The 18,706-nt window shown below is 41.6% G+C and carries 15 protein-coding genes; 6 read left to right on the top strand and 9 right to left on the bottom strand.

Annotated elements, in window-relative coordinates; all coding sequences use genetic code 11:
- Positions 1-91 precede the first annotated feature (91 nt).
- Entirely contained in the window at positions 92-2,479 is a 2,388-nt protein-coding gene (locus tag FHS10_RS15350; protein WP_259091961.1) for a carboxypeptidase-like regulatory domain-containing protein, read from the top strand.
- Between the two features lie 260 nt (positions 2,480-2,739).
- Here FHS10_RS15350 and FHS10_RS15345 read toward each other — a convergent pair whose 3' ends face one another.
- The gene (locus tag FHS10_RS15345) at positions 2,740-3,624 is read right to left on the bottom strand and encodes a hypothetical protein (protein ID WP_259091953.1); all 885 of its coding nucleotides are present in this window, start codon (positions 3,622-3,624) and stop codon (positions 2,740-2,742) included.
- 113 nt (positions 3,625-3,737) lie between these two features.
- On the opposite strand from FHS10_RS15345, the gene FHS10_RS15340 reads away from it, so the two are divergent.
- Positions 3,738-4,019 carry an ATP-dependent Clp protease adaptor ClpS gene (locus FHS10_RS15340; RefSeq protein ID WP_259091950.1) on the top strand — a complete coding sequence of 94 codons (282 nt, stop codon included), beginning with the start codon at positions 3,738-3,740 and terminating at the stop codon, positions 4,017-4,019.
- 40 nt (positions 4,020-4,059) lie between these two features.
- Positions 4,060-4,617 carry a histidine phosphatase family protein gene (locus FHS10_RS15335; protein WP_259091948.1) on the top strand — a complete coding sequence of 186 codons (558 nt, stop codon included), beginning with the start codon at positions 4,060-4,062 and terminating at the stop codon, positions 4,615-4,617.
- A gap of 427 nt (positions 4,618-5,044) precedes the next feature.
- On the opposite strand, the gene FHS10_RS15330 is transcribed toward FHS10_RS15335, so the two are convergent.
- The 3 genes from FHS10_RS15330 to ettA all read right to left on the bottom strand — a co-directional run bounded on the left by FHS10_RS15330 (position 5,045) and on the right by ettA (position 8,569).
- Positions 5,045-6,112 (bottom strand): branched-chain amino acid aminotransferase, encoded by a 1,068-nt coding sequence (locus FHS10_RS15330; protein ID WP_259091945.1) that lies wholly within the window; start codon positions 6,110-6,112, stop codon positions 5,045-5,047.
- Positions 6,113-6,209: 97 nt separating this feature from the next.
- Positions 6,210-6,758, bottom strand: coding sequence for a hypothetical protein (locus FHS10_RS15325; RefSeq protein ID WP_259091942.1), 549 nt, complete (start codon positions 6,756-6,758; stop codon positions 6,210-6,212).
- Positions 6,759-6,886: 128 nt separating this feature from the next.
- Positions 6,887-8,569, bottom strand: a complete 1,683-nt coding sequence (gene ettA / locus FHS10_RS15320) for an energy-dependent translational throttle protein EttA (protein ID WP_259091939.1) — start codon at positions 8,567-8,569, stop codon at positions 6,887-6,889.
- A 537-nt stretch (positions 8,570-9,106) separates the two neighbouring features.
- On the opposite strand from ettA, the gene FHS10_RS15315 reads away from it, so the two are divergent.
- Positions 9,107-11,641: an ATP-dependent Clp protease ATP-binding subunit gene (locus FHS10_RS15315; RefSeq protein WP_259091936.1), complete on the top strand. Its 2,535-nt coding sequence runs from the start codon at positions 9,107-9,109 to the stop codon at positions 11,639-11,641.
- An 82-nt stretch (positions 11,642-11,723) separates the two neighbouring features.
- Here the strand turns inward: FHS10_RS15315 and FHS10_RS15310 are convergent, their stop codons facing one another.
- The 3 genes from FHS10_RS15310 to FHS10_RS15300 all read right to left on the bottom strand — a co-directional run bounded on the left by FHS10_RS15310 (position 11,724) and on the right by FHS10_RS15300 (position 13,974).
- Entirely contained in the window at positions 11,724-12,161 is a 438-nt protein-coding gene (locus FHS10_RS15310; protein ID WP_259091935.1) for a hypothetical protein, read from the bottom strand.
- Positions 12,162-12,445: 284 nt separating this feature from the next.
- Positions 12,446-12,823 carry a carboxypeptidase-like regulatory domain-containing protein gene (locus FHS10_RS15305; RefSeq protein WP_259091932.1) on the bottom strand — a complete coding sequence of 126 codons (378 nt, stop codon included), beginning with the start codon at positions 12,821-12,823 and terminating at the stop codon, positions 12,446-12,448.
- Positions 12,824-12,846: 23 nt separating this feature from the next.
- On the bottom strand, positions 12,847-13,974 hold the full coding sequence (locus tag FHS10_RS15300; RefSeq protein WP_259091930.1) for a carboxypeptidase-like regulatory domain-containing protein: 1,128 nt from the start codon (positions 13,972-13,974) through the stop codon (positions 12,847-12,849).
- A 112-nt stretch (positions 13,975-14,086) separates the two neighbouring features.
- Between FHS10_RS15300 and FHS10_RS15295 the strand changes: the two genes are divergently transcribed.
- Positions 14,087-14,764 (top strand): GDSL-type esterase/lipase family protein, encoded by a 678-nt coding sequence (locus FHS10_RS15295; protein WP_259091927.1) that lies wholly within the window; start codon positions 14,087-14,089, stop codon positions 14,762-14,764.
- Positions 14,765-14,852: 88 nt separating this feature from the next.
- The gene (locus FHS10_RS15290; protein ID WP_259091925.1) at positions 14,853-15,296 is read left to right on the top strand and encodes a hypothetical protein; all 444 of its coding nucleotides are present in this window, start codon (positions 14,853-14,855) and stop codon (positions 15,294-15,296) included.
- Between the two features lie 361 nt (positions 15,297-15,657).
- Here the strand turns inward: FHS10_RS15290 and FHS10_RS15285 are convergent, their stop codons facing one another.
- Positions 15,658-16,470: an enoyl-ACP reductase FabI gene (locus FHS10_RS15285; protein WP_184550053.1), complete on the bottom strand. Its 813-nt coding sequence runs from the start codon at positions 16,468-16,470 to the stop codon at positions 15,658-15,660.
- Between the two features lie 163 nt (positions 16,471-16,633).
- Complete coding sequence (gene recN, locus FHS10_RS15280; RefSeq protein ID WP_259091918.1) at positions 16,634-18,367, bottom strand: DNA repair protein RecN; 1,734 nt, start codon at positions 18,365-18,367, stop codon at positions 16,634-16,636.
- Positions 18,368-18,706: the final 339 nt, after the last annotated feature.

Genomic DNA, 18,706 nt, shown 5'->3' with positions numbered 1-18,706 from the left:
AATATTGGTAGCCATGTGTATATTTATAAGGAGGAGTAGTGTTTATTGGAATATATAAATAATTGTGTATATTATCCCCATTATTGATTGTATGAAACTTACCTGGACCTTCGTTTTTATTGTATTATTACTTGCCCCACTTAACTCTTTTGCACAAACAGATACTTCATTTTTAAAACGGACGGTTACTGCACTTGACAGGTATACCGATGTGAACCCTGTAGAAAAGGTACACTTGCATTTAAATAAAATCAACTACACGCCTGGTGATACTATCTGGTTTAAGGCTTATACGGTTGCCGGGCAAAGTCATGGCTTATCGGCCATTAGCAATATATTGCATGTAGAGTTGCTTACCGATAAGGATTCGATGGTAAGCAAAATAGCTATCCCGCTAAGTTCGGGCATTGGCTGGGGCGATTTTGCCATCCCGGTTTTACTTAAAACCAGCAATTACCATGTAAGGGCCTACACCAGTTGGATGCGCAATTTTGCACCCGATTATTTTTTTGATCAATCTATCCTCATAAGCGATATTCAGCCGCTGGTGCAGGTAAAAAAAGAAAAAGCAGCAGCCGACCCTGATGTGCAATTTTTTCCTGAAGGCGGGTCGCTTATTAACGGCCTGCGCACCAAGGTTGCCATAAAAGCAATAAACAGCCACGGCATGGGCGAAGATGTAAATGGTACCATAGTTGACAATGATGGTACAGAGGTTGCCGTTTTTAGTACCCAACACCTGGGTATGGGCGTTTTTGCACTGATACCACAGCCGGGCAAAACCTATAAGGCTAAAATAAACCGTAAAGATGGCAGGCAGTTTACGGTTAACCTGCCCAAAGCACAGGATGATGGTTTTGCTATTGCAGTAAATAATAGCGCCGCGGATACCATTAGCGTCAGGGTGGCATCATCACCTAAATTGTTTGAGGTAAAAAAGGGAGCTAAGTATTACATGGTTGCGCAGACCGGCGGCGAGGTTTATTTTGCTGCCGGGTTTACACTATCGGCCCAAAGCTTTATCACCAAGATAGACAAAAAACGTTTTCCAACAGGTATTGTTCAATTTACACTGTTTGCAGAAAATGGCGAACCTTTAAACCAGCGAATAGCTTTCATACAGCATAACGACGAATTGAAGCTAAGTATCGAATCTTCAAAAGCAACCTACGCCAGTCGGGAAATGGTGAACATGAACCTGAAAGCTACAAGTGCGGATAGTAAGCCGGTTGCCGGTAGCTTTTCGGTTTCGGTAATTAACCAAGACTTCGTGGATGCAAATCCAACCGCCGAAAATGGTATATTATGTAACCTGTTGTTGACATCCGATATCAAAGGGTACATTGAACAACCTAACTACTATTTTACCAATACAAACGATAAAACAAGCGCCGACCTGGATTTACTGATGCTTACCCAGGGCTATCATCGCTTTGAATGGAAACAGGTACTTAACAATATTTACCCCGAATTAAATTATGATCCTGAAGCTGTGCTATCTGTATCGGGGTTTGTAAAAACATTTGGCGGTAAGCCTGTGCCCAATGGCAAAATAATGATCTACAACACAAAGGGGGGCTGGTTTAAACTGGATACAACATCAAGCGAAAACGGACGATTTACTTTTAAAGGCTTGATAACAGATCCGGATACCACACTGAAGTACGTTATACAGGCACGTACCGCGGCCGATAAAAAGAAGCTGGATATTAGCCTTGATACCGCGGTAGCCTTTAAAAGCTGGAAGAACATTTCTTTTAATCAGTTGGAGAATGACACGATGGGCACACCCTATCAAAAGCAGATAAAACAGCAAATGAAACTTAAGCTGGATAGACGGCTGATTTCGTTAAAAGAGGTAGTAATCAAAGAATCAAAAGCGCCTTTAAGTGGTAACGTTTTTCCCGATCAAACGGTGATGATACCTAAAGAACCCAACGGGCAAACGCTTAGTCAGTATCTGTCAACCCGATTAAGAGGAGTTATTTTTAAAAATGGACTGCCATACTCAACAAGGGCAAATAGGGTAATGAATATTATATTGGACGGAATGGTAATTGACCCTTTATATTTTCAAAGCTTAAATTTAACCGAGATAGAAGGTGTTGAAATACTAAGAACCACCGGCCAACGCGATTTTGCCACCGGGCTTGGGAATGTTTTGGTTTTAACCCACCGTAAATATAATGGAAAGGCTCCCTTACAATTTACCCCGGATGTAATTACCTACCGGTCAAACGGGCTTTACAAGTCGAGGGTATTTTACGCTCCTAAATATGATGCAGGTAAGGAAAATGTCCAAACACTTGACCTACGGACCGCCATTTATTGGAAGCCCGATATTGTCACTGATAAAGATGGTAACGCCACGCTTTCTTTTTACAACGCTGATACCAAAGGCACTTACCGCATAGTTATAGAGGGGGTAGATGTTAGTGGGAATTTGGGCCGGCAGGTGTACACTTACATGGTTCAATAATGTAACCACCAACATACCGAACGGTTGGTATGTTGGTGGTTGAACCATTATTTTTAATCCTCACTATAATTGGATTTAAAAGGTGCTCCGCAAGTGCATGGAAAGTGCGCGCCAAGGATTCCGTAAGTGCGTCAAAGGTGTATGGGAGGTTATCGGGAAGGTGCTGTAAGTTCCGATTTTAAATCATTGATTTTTAGTTGTTTAATTAAAAATTATAGCTAAAATTTTACCTTTCACCTTTGTGCTTTTACCTCGAATAATCAATTTATATTTAAAAAGAACTTTTCCCAAAAATCACTTGATTTAGATAGCTCGGCACGGTCGCCCTGGGCATTGCCGCCTCCGCCCAATCCACCGCCACGGCCGCCTCTGCCGCCACGACCGCCGCCGCCCATGCCGCCACCACCGCCCATGCCGCCGCCTCTTCCGCCACGGCCACCGCCTCCGCCGCCAAATCCGCCTCCGCTACCCTCTGCGCCATCGCCGGGCTTAGGCTTCTGGATACCGTTGATCTTAAAGTTAAATGCCCATTCGGTTTTAGCTAAATCCCCCGAATGAAAGAAATGCAGGGGTATAGCCAGTTCATAGATCAGGTTACCTTCGGCATCATAGTCAATAGCGGCTTTAATACCATAAGTATTTGAGGTGGTGATCATATCGCCCTCAATATCGCTAAAGCCAACTACCTTAATATCACGTAATTTGGTGATGCGTTCGCGCATCAGGTCGTCGCGGTCTTGCTGCGTAATTTCGGAATTGTCATCGGGCTTTTTGCCAAAATCGGGCTTGGTACCCGGCTCTGCCAGTGGGAACGTTAAGGAATAAGTTTCCTTTTTTTTGCCCTTGGTATCAATGCTTAGGGTAATGCCTGCGTTAAGGGTGCGCATCTGGTCCAGCTTGTCGGTAAGCTTTATTGCAGCGTATAGCGTGGTTTTGTCATTCGCCAGGGCATAATTTAACTTCTTTTCGTTGTTAAAGTAGCGCAGGCTGTCGCCCCATTCTTTGGGGTTGCCATCAATGGTAATGTTGGCAGGCGGGGCCTGTAAGGTGTTTTGCCCTGCTTTTGGGGCCTGGGCGTTTGCTGCTGTAACGGTAAGCAGTTGCAAAGCTGCCGGGATGATCATGCACGTGGCAATTCTTTTCATGGGGTGTTGTGTTCTGGGTTTGGTAACTTTACTGTTAAGCAGGGATTTTTTAAGCTAATTGAACACGATTTTACTAATTTTATTATTGTTTTTGAGTAATTTTGTAGTTACGTATGCCAACCGAAACACAGGAAGAAACATTCACCTTCGAAGAATTGCTGGCCGGACTCAAAGAAGTTCACCGCCTGATACTATGGAACGATGATTTTAACACCTTTGATCATGTGATCCACTGTATGATGAAGTACCTGGATTATTCAGAACCACAAGCCGAAAAAATAGCCTTTAAGGTACATAATGAAGGCAAATGCCCCGTACTGGAAGGTTCATTTACCGAGATGGAGATCTACCGTAAAATATTACAGCAAGAAGGCTTAACCGTATCTGTCGACTAAGCTTGAAACAGGGCCTTACTAATTGTATATTGCCTTTGTTATGATAAAAAAACTCATACTATTACCCGCGGTAGCATTACTGTTATGCATTGCCGCCTGCACTGCCGGCGCGCAGGATAAAAACACAAAACTGATATTTATACGCCATGGCGAAAAGCCGGATGATGGCGATAACCTATCCTGCAAAGGTTTAAACCGGGCCTTAAAACTCCCCGAAGTGCTGAAAGCCAAATTCGGTATCCCTGATCATGTATATGTACCTGCTTTGCACCTGGGTAAATCCACACCGAGGGGGAGGATGTTCCAAACGGCTTCACCATTTGCTATCAAATATAATTTAGCCATCAATAGCAATTTTGAAGAAGAAGACGCCAAAGACCTGGCCGCTGATTTGGAGGGCAAAAAAGGGACTTCGTTGATCGTATGGGAACACAACTATATTAAACCTGTATTGAAAGCTTTAGGAATAGCCACTAAAGGTATGAACTGGCCCGATGAGGATTTTGATACCATTTGGATAGTTACCTATAAAAAAGGCAAACCAGTGCTTACCGTTGATAAGGAGGGGATAACGCCTGGGGGGAATTGTAGCTTTTAATAGGGTGTGGTCGATAAAGTAAAAAGAATAGTTATTGCGTGTTGTAAAGTCCGCGGACGGTGAAGGTAGGAATGACGTAAAAGATTTGTCATCCTGAGTAAGTTTTATTTGCGCGCAAATAATCGCATTGAAAATGACAAGTAAAAATAGACTCTAATAATCAGCAAGTTACAGACTTGTCATTGGCAGGAACGAAGGATCTTCTTCGCCCTGCTCATCGCAGACTTTTATAGCGAAGAAGATCCTTCACTATGTTCAGGATGACAAACGTGTTTTACAAAACTTCATGGATAAGGAGTATGACGAAACAATGGCGGTTCTTTTTGATTTTAATATTTTCATGAACCCGTTTTAACCATCTTCTAAGATCGATAAAACAAAAAAGGTGCACCAACTGGCGCACCTTTCAAATAAGGTTAATGTGGGGTTATTGTACCAGGTAATTCCAGCCGTGTGTATCCGGCGCGTTACCATATTTTACAGCATCAAGTGTAGCCAAAACTTTTTGCGAAAACTCACGTGTTTTCGGGTCGCTTAAAAAGTATTCTTCGCCATCAACGCTTATGGAGCCTACAGAAGCAATGGTTGCGGCGGTACCTGCACCAAATGCATCGGTAAGTTTGCCGTTTTTAGCACCTTCAACAATCTCGGCAACAGAAACCTTGCGGGTTTCAACAGGGATTCCCCATTCTTTGGCTAAAGCAATAACCGTATCGCGGGTAACACCATCAAGGATAGTATCTTTAGCTTCGGCGGTGATCAATTTACCATCTAACAGGAACATGGCGTTGGCTGCACCCATTTCCTCTACATATTTATGCTCTTTGGCATCTGTCCAGATCAACTGGTCAAAACCTTCTTCGGCAGCTTTACGGGCAGGCAGCATAGATGCGCCGTAGTTACCGGCAGCTTTTGCATAGCCCATGCCACCTTCCGCAGCGCGGGTGTAGTGGGTTTCTACCTTAACACGTAAGGTTTTTGAAAAATATGGTCCAACAGGGCCGGCCAGTACCATGTATTTATAAGTTGCCGATGGTGTTACGCCCAAAAAAGGATCTGTAGCAAACATAAACGGACGGATATACAAAGCGTGGTTAGCTTTTGCAGGTACCCAATCGCGGTCAAGGTCAACCACGGCTGCCATACTTTGTAAAAATATTTCTTCGGGCAGGGTTGGCATACACAACCGCTCTGCCGATTTGTTAAAACGAATAGCGTTTTTATCGGGACGGAAGATGGTTACTTTACCATCGGCATGTTTGTAAGCTTTTAAGCCTTCAAAAAATGCCTGACCATAATGTAAGGCCGAAATCGCAGGGCTCAATCCAATCTCGCCGTAGGGAATGACCTGCAGGTTTTTCCATTCACCATCAGCATAATCGGCCACAAACATGTGGTCAGAAAATGTTTTTCCGAATGGTAAGTTGTCAAAATCCGTTTCTGCTAAACGGGAATGCGTAGTCTTGGTGATCTTGATGTCCAGCGTCTCTGTCATGGCCTTAAGTATTATAAATTAGAAAACGGCAAGTTAGGAAATTTTTTATTGAGTTGCGTTAAGGAATTGATTGTAAGGGTGCTTTTTGACAAAACACTTATTTGATTATTGTGCCCATAGCGGTCAGATTATCTTTATTGATGACAATGCCGCCGGGTCCTAACTCCAAAGCGCCGCCTTTTGCAACCCAATCTTTAACCTCGTCGGAAACTCTCCAGAGATTGTTCAATTTATTAAGTCTTTTATCTATTGACCGGGAAACTTTTGCGGTCCAATTTTTATGCTTTTTTCTAAGTTCATCGTGTTCTATCCATCCAGCCTTGTAAAAGATGCGACCCGGCGAAATTAATGATGACGTCCGTTTACAATCGGTAACTTGTATGATAGGGTCTTTGTAGTAGTCAAATATAAATCGGTCTTTATTAACGCCGTGATTCATTTTAAGTCCTTTCGGTTCTCTAAACTCATTTTTTAGCCAAATTGTAAAATAGTCAGATTCAATTGAGGTGTTAATTTGCGTAATAGGTTCAGGTCTTTCATTTTCAAAAGATCCGTCAATAAAAACTTCTACCTCATTTGTGTCGATAAGGGCATTTAGTATGCTGATTGTTTCGTCACGGGTTATGAAGAAGTTTAATTGGCTCATTGATGTGTAAAAAGGATTCGGGTTGGGACCTACAAAGACTTACGAAGTTTTTAAAACTTCGTAAGTCTGGAAATATCAATAATGCAATTCAAAAGTCTCCCCTTCATGGGAGATTTAAAGGGGCTTCCCTACACCGTCAACTTCTTATACTTAATCCTTTTCGGCGCTACGTCACCTAAACGTTTCTTACGGTTTTCTTCGTAATCGGAGTAGTTGCCTTCAAAAAAGTAAACCTGCGAGTTACCTTCAAAAGCAAGGATGTGGGTACAGATGCGGTCCAGGAACCAGCGGTCGTGACTGATCACCACCGCGCAGCCGCCAAAGTTTTCCAGTGCTTCTTCCAGTGCACGTAAGGTATTTACGTCAATATCGTTGGTAGGCTCATCCAGAAGTAATACGTTCGATCCTTTTTTGAGGGTGATAGATAAGTGTACCCGGTTGCGTTCGCCGCCCGATAGTACGCCTACTTTTTTCTGCTGATCGGCTCCGTTAAAGTTAAATTTAGATACGTAGGCACGGGAGTTCAATGGTTTGTTGCCCACCATAATGGTTTCCAGGCCACCGGTTACGTTTTCCCAAACAGATTTGTTAGGATCAAGATCGTCGTGCATCTGGTCTACATAGCCTAAGGCAACAGTTTCGCCTACGCGGAAAGTGCCTGCATCTGGCTGGTCCTGCCCGGTGATCAGGCGAAATAGCGTGGTTTTACCGGCACCGTTGGGGCCAATGATGCCGACTATACCTGCGGGAGGTAACGAGAAGCTAAGGTTATCAAACAATAATTTATCGCCATAAGATTTACTTACGCCGTTGGCCTCAATCACCACATTACCCAAACGCGGGCCCGGCGGAATAAACAGCTCCAGTTTATCTTCGCGTTCTTTGGTTTCTTCGGATGCCAGCTTCTCGTAGTTGCCTAAACGGGCTTTTGATTTGGCATGACGGCCTTTTGGTCCCATACGTACCCATTCCAGCTCGCGCTCTAAAGTTTTTTGACGTTTGCTTTCCGTTTTATCTTCCTGGGCTAAACGTTTGGCTTTCTGATCTAACCATGAGGAATAATTTCCCTTCCATGGGATTCCTTCTCCACGGTCGAGCTCCAATATCCAGCCGGCCACATTATCAAGGAAGTATCTATCGTGTGTTACCGCTATAACAGTACCCTTATATTGTTGTAAATGTTGTTCCAGCCAATCAATTGATTCGGCATCCAGGTGGTTGGTAGGCTCATCCAGCAGCAATACATCCGGCTCCTTTAATAAAAGGCGGCATAAGGCAACGCGACGGCGTTCACCACCCGATAGTACCGAAATTTTGGTATCCGGCTCTGGGCAGCGTAGGGCGTCCATTGCGCGTTCCAGCTTAGTATCAAGCTCCCAGGCATTAACTGCATCAATCTGATCCTGCAATTCGCCCTGGCGGTTCATCAGCTTGTCCATTTTATCGGCGTCGCCGTAATATTCTTCTAAACCAAATTTTTCGTTGATCTCTTCGTACTCCTTTAATAAGGCCGTGGTTTCGGCAACGCCTTCCTCCACAATCTCGCGTACGGTTTTATCGGGATCAAGCTCGGGCTCCTGGCTTAAGTAGCCCACTGTATAACCCGGCGAAAAAACAACCTCGCCTATATTGGTTTTATCAATGCCTGCTATAATTTTTAATAAGGATGATTTACCCGAGCCGTTTAAACCGATAACGCCGATTTTTGCGCCGTAAAAAAACGATAGGTAAATGTTTTTTAATACTGTTTTTTGCGGGGGATAAACTTTGCTAACCCCAGCCATTGAAAAAATGATCTTTTCGTCTGCCATTATAATTGATTAAAAAGAAGTTCAAATATGAGCGAAAATTGATGGAATACCTACGAAAATAATGTGGCAGAAAAAATATTTACTGCCAATGATAGTCGCCACCATATTTGTGCATACTTGTTATTATTTAATTGCGTTTAACAGAGTAAATTGGCAACTGTTTTGCCTGGTTTTGCGTACATAAGTATAAACACAAAGTAAACATTAGGTTAATGCCGTTATGGCATAGGTTATGACGAAATGCCTGTTTTGTTGCACCGGTTATAATTTATTAACACAATGTTTAAACTATTTTGAATTTTTTGTATCAAAAAGGTGTGTTTCGTTTGTATATTGTAAAAGAATTTGCTGATTGTTGAGTTTTTTGATAAAAATTACCAATTAACCCCAAACTTTAATAGCTTGCATATCATCTGAATGTCTGTTTCTGCTAAGCATTAAATGTTGGCAATATTGTTGATAAAAGTTAAATCATGCGTCGTATTTGTAAAAACAAAATTTATAGATTGCGGCGTTCATAATAATTGAAAGGTATATATGGAAGCTAAATTTTCGCCGAGGGTTAAAGATGTCATTCAATACAGCAGAGAAGAGGCATTGCGCCTTGGGCACGACTATATAGGAACGGAACATCTTTTACTGGGCCTCATCAGGGATGGTGATGGCGTAGCAATTAAATTGCTGAAAGGTTTGAACGTTGATACTGCAAAGCTTCGTCGTGCCGTTGAAGATGCCGTTAAAGGTACTATTGGAACCAATGTACATATAGGCAGCATCCCACTAACCAAGCAAGCCGAAAAAGTATTAAAAATAACTTATCTGGAAGCCAAAATATTTAAAAGTGATGTAATTGGAACCGAGCACCTGCTGCTATCCATATTGCGTGATGAGGATAATATCGCATCGCAGATACTGGTACAGTTTAACGTAAACTACGAGGTGTTTAAAGGTGAAGTTGAATCACATAAAAACGATGTAACCGACGAAATGCCAGGTTCACCAACCGGCGGCGATGACGACTTTAAGGAAGAAGAGTCATTTAGCCAGCCTAAAAAGGTATCTGACATTAAATCAAAAACACCGGTGTTGGACAACTTTGGCCGCGATTTAACCCGCGCCGCCGAAGATGGTAAACTTGACCCGATTGTTGGACGTGAAAAAGAAATTGAAAGGGTATCCCAGATTCTTTCACGTCGTAAAAAGAATAACCCTATATTAATAGGTGAGCCAGGTGTAGGTAAATCTGCCATTGCAGAGGGTCTTGCATTACGCATTGTTCAGCGTAAAGTATCACGTGTATTGTTCAACAAACGTGTGGTAACGCTTGATCTGGCTTCGTTGGTTGCCGGTACAAAATACCGTGGCCAGTTTGAAGAGCGCATGAAAGCCGTCATGAACGAGCTTGAAAAATCACCTGATGTAATTTTGTTTATTGATGAGATCCATACTATTGTAGGTGCAGGCGGTGCTTCAGGTTCGCTTGATGCCTCAAACATGTTTAAACCTGCTTTGGCAAGGGGCGAAATTCAATGCATCGGCGCTACTACTTTAGATGAGTATCGCCAGTACATCGAAAAAGATGGCGCTCTGGATCGTCGTTTTCAAAAGGTAATGGTTGAGCCCGCTACCCCAACTGAAACCATCGAGATCCTGAACCGCATCAAAGAAAAATACGAAGAGCACCATGGTGTAACTTATACCCCCGAAGCTATCAATGCCTGCGTTAACTTAACTACCCGTTATATTACCGACAGGTTTTTACCAGACAAGGCTATTGATGCCTTGGATGAATCTGGCTCACGTGTTCATTTAACCAACATCCATGTACCTCAAAACATACTGGATATTGAGCAAAAGATAGAGCAGATAAAAATTGAGAAAAACAAGGTTGTTCGTAGCCAGAAATACGAAGAAGCTGCTCAGTTACGCGATACCGAAAAGAATTTGATTGCCGAGCTTGACCAGGCTAAAGCCGTTTGGGAAGCTGAAACAAAATCAAAACGTTATACCGTAACCGAAGATAATGTTGCCGAAGTGGTATCCATGATGACCGGTATTCCTGTACAAAGGGTTGGCCAGGCAGATAGCCAAAAGCTATTGAATATGAGCGATACCGTTGCCAGCAAAATTATTGGCCAGGATGACGCTATCAAAAAATTAACCCGTGCTATACAACGTACCCGTGCCGGCTTAAAAGATCCTAAAAAACCAATTGGGTCATTTATTTTCTTAGGTCCTACAGGTGTTGGTAAGACCGAGTTAGCTAAAGAGCTTGCCCGCTTTATGTTTGATACCGAAGACGCGCTGATACAGATAGATATGAGCGAGTACATGGAAAAATTCGCGGTATCTCGTTTAGTAGGAGCGCCTCCGGGCTACGTAGGTTATGAAGAAGGCGGACAATTGACCGAAAAAGTACGTCGTAAACCATATGCTGTAATATTATTGGATGAGATTGAAAAAGCTCACCCGGATGTGTTTAACATTTTGTTACAGGTATTGGATGAAGGCCAGTTAACTGATTCATTAGGCCGCAAGGTTGATTTCAGGAACACTATCATTATTATGACCTCAAACATTGGTGCCCGCCAGTTGAAAGACTTTGGCCAGGGTGTAGGTTTTAGCACAAATGCTAAAAGCTTACAGGCTGATACACACTCAAGAGGGGTTATCGAAAACGCTTTAAAACGCGCTTTTGCTCCTGAGTTTTTGAACCGTATTGATGATGTTATCGTGTTTAACTCGTTGAGCAAAGAGGATATCTTTAAGATCATTGATATTGAATTGGGCTTCTTGTTCGGTCGTGTAAATAACTTAGGATATAAAATTGAATTGACTGAAGCCGCTAAAGAGTTCATTGCCGAAAAAGGTTACGATTCGCAATTTGGTGCCCGCCCGTTAAAACGCGCAATCCAGAAATACCTGGAAGACCCAATTGCCGAAGAGATCCTGAAAGGTGAGCTAAGCGAAGGTGATATTATGAAAGTTGATTTCGACAAAGAAACCAGCCAGATCACCATCATTGACGAAAAAGGTGAAAGCAAAACACCAACAGAAGAAGAACAGAAATAAGTTCGATATTAATAAAAATTCAACCCCGTTTGTTTAGGCAAGCGGGGTTTTTTGTTGGGGCGGATCAGTTTCTCTTTTCCTTTTAAGGCTGATAATCTGGAGGCAAAAGATTTGCGATGCCAGCTGCACCCCACTCACCTTCAACAAGAATACTTTGCGGGTTGGTTATCACTCCGTTGGATCCAAAAAAAGCATATTGTTCATTGAATGTTATTATGGTAGTTGCGTATGGGGGAGCATATGCCGGCAGGTTAATTCTATTTACGTTTGTACGGTCGTGCTTTTTGGTATATATAATATACATACAATCGGCAAAGTTCAATGAAAACACTCCCCGCGTATCCGTTTTGTGAGCGAAACTCTTTGTTGTTAAGGGATCGTCCTTAAATAACGTTTGGATATAGGGGAGGCCGTAATACCCGGGTGTGTTATAATCAGGATTGGGTTGCCGGGTTAATTTCAAAACTTTAAAGCCTTCTTCATCTAAATTATTGCCAAGCACAGATCTAAGAAAGTGCATCGACGAGCCAAAATAAGCGGTTTGGCGTCGTTTCTTCCATCTTTTCTTGTCAGTATCACTGCCTTTTAATTCTTCAAAGGTAGGCTTGCCATCGAGATATGTGGATCCGTTTGGTCTGTAATAAAAGATATCTAATTTATATTTTATAAGATATCCCAGGGCTTTGTTTTCAACCTCAATCTCTTCGTCAGAAAAAGCTGTTATTTTTTTTAAGAGCGGATTATATTTTACAAAAATAGCATCGGGGTTTAAAATGGTACATTCCTTTGCGTTGCCTGAACTACCTAAAAATACTTCCTTAAAAATAGCAAGGTCGCGATCGCGACCTTGTTGTATTTGTTATTAACAACATCCAATTCATCTACTCCCAGCAAGTTTATATCTGGTAAAGAAACGTTGTTATCATAAACATGCCATGAATTAGCATAGGTTTCATAATCTGCCGACGTTATTACAAGCGTGTATTCTCCCGGCTTTACATTCGGAATTGTAAACGCGCCGTCGTCATTTGTTTTGTACCTGGCGGTATCATCAGTTAAAAATACTTTAGCATTTAATATGGGAGTTTTATATCTTTTATCTATAACTCTTCCCGTTATGTTAAACTGGGCAAAGCATGTCAAAGGAAAGCACAGGAACAATAAGAATAAAGGTTTTAGCATCAATAAAGCTAAAAATAAATTGGTTATTTTCCATTGGCTTTTTCGGGTTCATAATCTACCGGTAACATTTCGGCAACACGACTGGCACCCCAATCGCCTTCAAAAATAACGCTGTGCGGGTTGGTGATGATGCCATTGTGGTCAAAAAAAGCATAAAGTTCGTCAAAAGCCAGTATAGTTACCGGGTAGTTGGGTACTTCTATAGGATGATAAACAGATAGATCGGTTTCCACACGTTTGTTTTTGAAGATCACGTACAGGCAGTCGGTAAAACCAATAGCGAATAAACCGGGCTGGTCTGTAGGGTGTGAAAAATCTGCCGGTGTAAGTGCCGGTTTGGTATATAATGACTGGTTATATTTATAGTTGTTGGCCCCCATGCGCCCTTCTTTATAATTGGGGTTGGGCTTGCGTACCAGCCTTAACACTTCAAAGCCATCTTTATCTGTTTGTCCGCTAATTACCGACCGCAAAAAATGCATGGACGAGCCAAGATAAGCAACCATCCGGTTCTTTTGCCATTTGCGTTGCTGCCCTTTACTTCCTTTTAACTCCTGGAATACCGAAACCCCTTCGTAATAAAACATATGTTTTGCATCGTAACTAAAGGCGGTAAGCTTATACTTTATTAAATAGCCCAGGGCTTTGTTTTCTACTTCAATAAAATCGTCTCTGCTTGAGGCTGATAAGACCATTTTTTTAGAGTCAAAATCTACATCAACTACATCGGGGTTCAGAATCTTGCATTGCGCGGCGTTGGCCGATGTGCCCAGGAAAAGGCGTTTAAAATCATCATAGTTGCGTTGTCGGTTTGGGTCGGGCTTGATGTTTACCTCCTGCAGCATGATTGTTTTGGGTGCCAGGGAAATTTCGGGTAGGGCGATATTGGCTGTACCGGCCATCAAAGTAATGCTGTGGGTTTCAAAGCCAACGGCGGTAACAATAAAAGTATACTGGCCGGGCTTTACATTGCGGAGTGTGAAGGTGCCGTCGTCGGCAGTTTTATCGCCAACAATGGCATTGTTTAAAAATACACTGGCATTAGCCACCGGCTTTTTATCATCAGCATTAATGATTTTCCCGGTAATTAGTACCTGGGCGAAGCAAAAAGAAGGAAAAATAAAGAATAACAAAAGAAGCTGTTTTAGCATAGATAAAGTTAAACTAAAATATTAGTTAATTGCAAATGCTTTTATTGGGGCAGCTAATCTGTTGAATATTTCTATAAATTGTATCTTTAACGCACATACTTGAATCTATTACATGGCTATTAATAAAAAACTCATTTATAAATATATTTTCATTATTTCTATCGCGCTAAACGTACTAACCATTGGATATTTTATTGACAAAAAAGTGCTTTTTGGCATTGAAAGCCGGCATCAGTTTGAAAGGCAAAAATGGAATGAACTTTTCAGTACAGCACATGATAGTACAGAAATTATTTTTATCGGTACCAGCCTCACCCAGAATTTTCGTTTGCAGGAGGAGTTTAATAACCCGCATCTCAAAAATATGGGTTTTGGAGGTACTGAAACCCCGGCCATACTAAATAATTTCAAAAGAATCATTGTAAGAAAACCGCCCAAAATCTTTTTAGAGGGAGGGATTAACGATGTCCAAAACGGGCTCAATATGGATGATGCCTTTAAAAACTTTGTTGAAATGTGTACTCTTGCCAAAACAGTCTCGCCACGCACGAAGCTTTTTGTTCAATCGGTTTTACCTACAATGACATCAAAGTTTAACGAGCGAATTGAAGGTTACAACAGTAGGATAATGGATTATTGCAAGGTTCATAATATTCCTTACATTAATATGTATCATGATTTTATTGTTGATGGCAAGCTTAATCCGCTGGCTACAATTGATGGCATACATCTTACTCCGTACGGTTATTATTTATGGAAAAAGCATTTGTTACCCTATATAAATGAGTAAGCAGGTAAGCTTTTGAAATAAATTATCTCAAATTTCGTTAAACCTTTTTTAATTATATTGTTCTTACAGTATATACAATCGAAACATTATGAAAAAAATCTTAACTCTTATTTGCTGCACTATGCTGATCGCAGCTACCTCATGTACTAAAAAATACATTACACCGGCTAATCGCACTGTGTTTTTCACTGTTAAAGGTGGAACAAGTGCAAGTAGTACAGGTGATTGGATATTAAATACTGATCCATCAACCGGAACAAAATCCTACTTAGTTAATTTAGGAAAAGATGGTGAATTACCCGAGCTTGACGGTTATACTCAAGCGAATGATGGTGTTATAGTATCTATATCCGGAGATAATGGTACCACCTATGAAGCCCTGCCTCAAACTTACAGTGGTGTTGCTTATAGCTACACCCATTCTAAGAACTTAGTTCAGCTTTTTGCGCAGTCTCCAAATGGAACCACTGCAATATTGCCAACAAGCGATTTGGTTGTGAAAATTGTTTTGGTTGATTCTCAACCTCAGTAAACTGTTGAGGTTATCCAACAAAAAAGGAGCTTTGCGATCGCAAAGCTCCTTTTTTGTTATGATGAATAGTTATTACAGAGAGCTGTTTAAAACTAAAAAGACCGTCATTGCTTCGTTCCTACCTATGGCGTTTTGTAAAAAACGTTTGTCATCCTGAACATAGTGAAGGATCTTCTTCGCTATAAAAGTCTGCGATGAGCAGGGTGAAGAAGATCCTTCGTTCCTCAGGATGACAAATCTTTTATGTGATTTCTGGCTTCAGAGGCCACGGTTTTAAAAAAGGCAATGACGATTTTTTTGATCGTTTTTATAAAAAAATAGCGGTGGGAAAATCCCCACCGCTATTTTTTTAGCCTTTAGCCTATTTCCCCATCTGGTCAATAACAGCTTGTGTTACGCCGGTAAATGAGAAACCACCATCGTGGAAAAGATTTTGCATGGTTACCATTTTGGTAAGATCGCTGAACATTGATACGCAGTAATCAGCACATTGGTCTGCATCAGCATTACCAAGCGGACTCATCTTTTCGGCAAAATCAATAAAGCCGTCAAAGCCTTTAACGCCCGAACCTGCAGTGGTGCGGGTTGGCGATTGTGAAATGGTATTTACACGTACTTTTTTGCTTACACCATACTCATAACCAAAGTTACGGGCAATGCTTTCTAATACAGCTTTGTTATCGGCCATATCATTATAGCCAGGGAAGTAACGCTGACCGGCTATATAGCTTAAAGCCAAAACAGATCCCCATTCATTAATGGCGTCATGTTTCATAGCGGCCTGTAAAATGCGGTGCAGGCTTAAAGCCGAAATATCAAAACCTTTATGGGTAAAATCGTAGTTGTTTTCTGGGTAAGGAATGTTTTTACGAACGTTGATGCTCATCCCGATAGAGTGCAAAATAAAATCAACACCGCCGCCAAAATGTTCTTTTGTTTTGGTGAAAAGGTTGTTGATATCATCATTGCTGGTAACATCGGCACCTATGATAGGGGCATTGCATTCTTCGGCAAGTTTATTGAGTTCGCCCATACGTAACGCGATAGGGGCGTTTGATAATACAATTTCGGCACCTTCCTGTACAGCGCGCTGCGCTACCTTCCAGGCGATGGATTGCTCATTTAAGGCACCAAATATGATCCCTTTTTTGCCTTTTAATAAATTATAAGCCATGTGTTGAGTTTATGTAATTGGAGCAAAGTTATAATATTAGTATCAAGTAGTTAGTATCAAGTATCAAGATTTTTAAAAGTAGCAGGTAGTAAGTAGTAAGTAGTAAGATTTTTTGTCCTGCCACTATCGTATAAAAGGCATGAAGCTGTCTTACTACTTGATACTAACTACTTGATACTTCCCCCAGCAATTCCCTTGCATTTTGCAAAGCGCTTTCACCGGGTTTATCGCCGCTTAGCATTTTGGCAATTTCTGTTACGCGTTCTTTTTCATCCAGTTTTTTAATGCGGGTATATGTGATAGCGGCGCTATCGTCTTTATAAACAAAGTAATGGTTTTTGCCCTTACTGGCAATTTGCGGCAGGTGGGTAATGGTAATCACCTGCAGGTTATCGGCCAGGCGCTCCATAATCTGGCCTACTTTGTTGGCTACCTCGCCGGAAACGCCTGTATCTATCTCATCAAAAATAATGGTTGGCAAGGCGGTATATTTTGCAATGATAGATTTTATGCTCAGCATCAACCTGGAAAGCTCACCACCAGATGCTACCTTGCTCATCTCGGCAAGTGAGTGGCCCTTATTTGCCGAAAACAGGAAACGTACGTGATCAACACCGTTTTTGGTGAGGTGGTCCGAAAGTCCGGAAGTCCGAGAGTCCGAAAGATCATTTGACTTTCCGATTTCCTGACTTTCCGACTTTCCGACTGCATTTTCAATCTTCAACGTCGAACTCGCCATGCCCATTTCGGCAAGTGTATCAATCACCTGTTTTTCTATAGATGGGATGGCTTTAAGCCTGTTAGCCGTTAGTTTTCCGGCCAGTTTTTCTAATTCGGTTTTATCGGCAACTAATTGCTTTTGCAGCTTTTCAATAGTTTCATCGCCAAATAAAGCCTGCTGTATTTTTTCGGATAGATCATCCTGTATCTGCAATAACTCGGCGTTGCTGTTTACCCGGTGCTTTTTTTGCAGGTTATAAATGAGGCTTAGTCTGAGATTGATCTCCTCAACCCTTGCTTCGTTGGTATGTGTTTTTTGTTCAATCGCTTCTACCTCGGCAGCAATATCTTTTAACTCAATGATAGTGCTGTTGAGGCGTTGATGCAATTCTTCAATTTGTGGGTCAAATTTTTCAAGTGCTGCCAATTGTTGCCCGGCCTCGCGCAATTGCGAAAGGGCTGCCGTTTCGCTTTCCTGGATAAGATAGTAAGCGCCATACAGGTTGCGCTTTATTTCTTCGGCGTTGTTTAAGGCATATAGTTCCCGCTCAAACGGTTCCTGTTCATCGGGGCTCAGGCTCACTTTTTCCAACTCATCAAACTGAAACTGAAAATAATCAAGATCCGCTTTGGCTTTATCACTTTCGGCAATTAATTCATTGAGTTTGCTAACCGACTTTTTATAGCTCCTGAATTTGGTTCGGTAATCATTTAAAAGGTCATCATGTTTAGCTACCGAATCGACCACCAATAGTTGAAACTCCGGGTCGTTGATCTCCAACGTAGCATGCTGCGAATGGATATCAATCAGTTTTTCGCCTAATTGTTTAAGCGTGGCGAGGTTAACCGGGGTATCATTTACAAAAGCCCGCGATTTACCATCGGCCGAGATCTCGCGCCTTAACACGGTTTCGGCTTCATGGTCAAGGTCATTATCTTCAAAAAAGGAACTTAAATGAAAATCGTTAATCTTGAACGATCCTTCAATAACGCATTTTTTTTGTTGATTAAAAAAGTATCGACTTTCGGCGCGTTGCCCCAAAATAAGCGACAAGGCACCCAATATGATCGATTTACCCGCGCCGGTTTCGCCGGTAAGTATGTTTAAGCCCTGGCCAAAACTAATCTCCAGGTTATCAATCAGCGCGTAGTTATTAATGGTTAGCTTCTGAAGCATAAAAAAAGTATCCTTATTTTATTAAGGATACTAAATTACGAATTAAGGTTATTTAAACTAAAATTTAATGACCGATTGCTAAATTATTTAGTTAACGTTCTCTGTTTTATTAGTAACATAACAAATCTAAAATGTGCTATTTATACGATGTACCACAAAGTAACAGCGTAGGTTTTGGTAAATAGATGAGGAATCAGAATTTAAAGCTTTTCTATTTTTTCAATAGGTAGCTTTGTGAATTTTACTATTTGAGAAAGCGGTATCGTTGGTTACCTGGTAATCGGCATTGCCGGCAATAGCCAGGTCTGCAAATTTATAATCATCAGGATCTTGTTCAAC

The sequence above is a fragment of the Mucilaginibacter dorajii genome, assembly GCF_024808255.1.
Lineage (GTDB): Bacteria > Bacteroidota > Bacteroidia > Sphingobacteriales > Sphingobacteriaceae > Mucilaginibacter > Mucilaginibacter dorajii.
Note: the sequence above shows the minus strand (reverse complement) of the source record. Positions and strands in the feature narration are given on the sequence as shown.

What these genes read in the sequence shown, in the direction of transcription:
- FHS10_RS15305 (WP_259091932.1), bottom strand. Translation starts at nt 12,823, where the DNA reads ATGCTAAAACCTTTATTCTTATTGTTCCTGTGCTTTCCTTTGACATGC.
- FHS10_RS15290 (WP_259091925.1), top strand. Translation starts at nt 14,853, where the DNA reads ATGAAAAAAATCTTAACTCTTATTTGCTGCACTATGCTGATCGCAGCT.
- FHS10_RS15300 (WP_259091930.1), bottom strand. Translation starts at nt 13,974, where the DNA reads ATGCTAAAACAGCTTCTTTTGTTATTCTTTATTTTTCCTTCTTTTTGC.
- FHS10_RS15335 (WP_259091948.1), top strand. Translation starts at nt 4,060, where the DNA reads ATGATAAAAAAACTCATACTATTACCCGCGGTAGCATTACTGTTATGC.
- FHS10_RS15350 (WP_259091961.1), top strand. Translation starts at nt 92, where the DNA reads ATGAAACTTACCTGGACCTTCGTTTTTATTGTATTATTACTTGCCCCA.
- FHS10_RS15310 (WP_259091935.1), bottom strand. Translation starts at nt 12,161, where the DNA reads ATGCACTTTCTTAGATCTGTGCTTGGCAATAATTTAGATGAAGAAGGC.
- FHS10_RS15340 (WP_259091950.1), top strand. Translation starts at nt 3,738, where the DNA reads ATGCCAACCGAAACACAGGAAGAAACATTCACCTTCGAAGAATTGCTG.
- ettA (WP_259091939.1), bottom strand. Translation starts at nt 8,569, where the DNA reads ATGGCAGACGAAAAGATCATTTTTTCAATGGCTGGGGTTAGCAAAGTT.
- recN (WP_259091918.1), bottom strand. Translation starts at nt 18,367, where the DNA reads ATGCTTCAGAAGCTAACCATTAATAACTACGCGCTGATTGATAACCTG.
- FHS10_RS15330 (WP_259091945.1), bottom strand. Translation starts at nt 6,112, where the DNA reads ATGACAGAGACGCTGGACATCAAGATCACCAAGACTACGCATTCCCGT.
- FHS10_RS15315 (WP_259091936.1), top strand. Translation starts at nt 9,107, where the DNA reads ATGGAAGCTAAATTTTCGCCGAGGGTTAAAGATGTCATTCAATACAGC.
- FHS10_RS15325 (WP_259091942.1), bottom strand. Translation starts at nt 6,758, where the DNA reads ATGAGCCAATTAAACTTCTTCATAACCCGTGACGAAACAATCAGCATA.
- FHS10_RS15345 (WP_259091953.1), bottom strand. Translation starts at nt 3,624, where the DNA reads ATGAAAAGAATTGCCACGTGCATGATCATCCCGGCAGCTTTGCAACTG.
- FHS10_RS15295 (WP_259091927.1), top strand. Translation starts at nt 14,087, where the DNA reads ATGGCTATTAATAAAAAACTCATTTATAAATATATTTTCATTATTTCT.
- FHS10_RS15285 (WP_184550053.1), bottom strand. Translation starts at nt 16,470, where the DNA reads ATGGCTTATAATTTATTAAAAGGCAAAAAAGGGATCATATTTGGTGCC.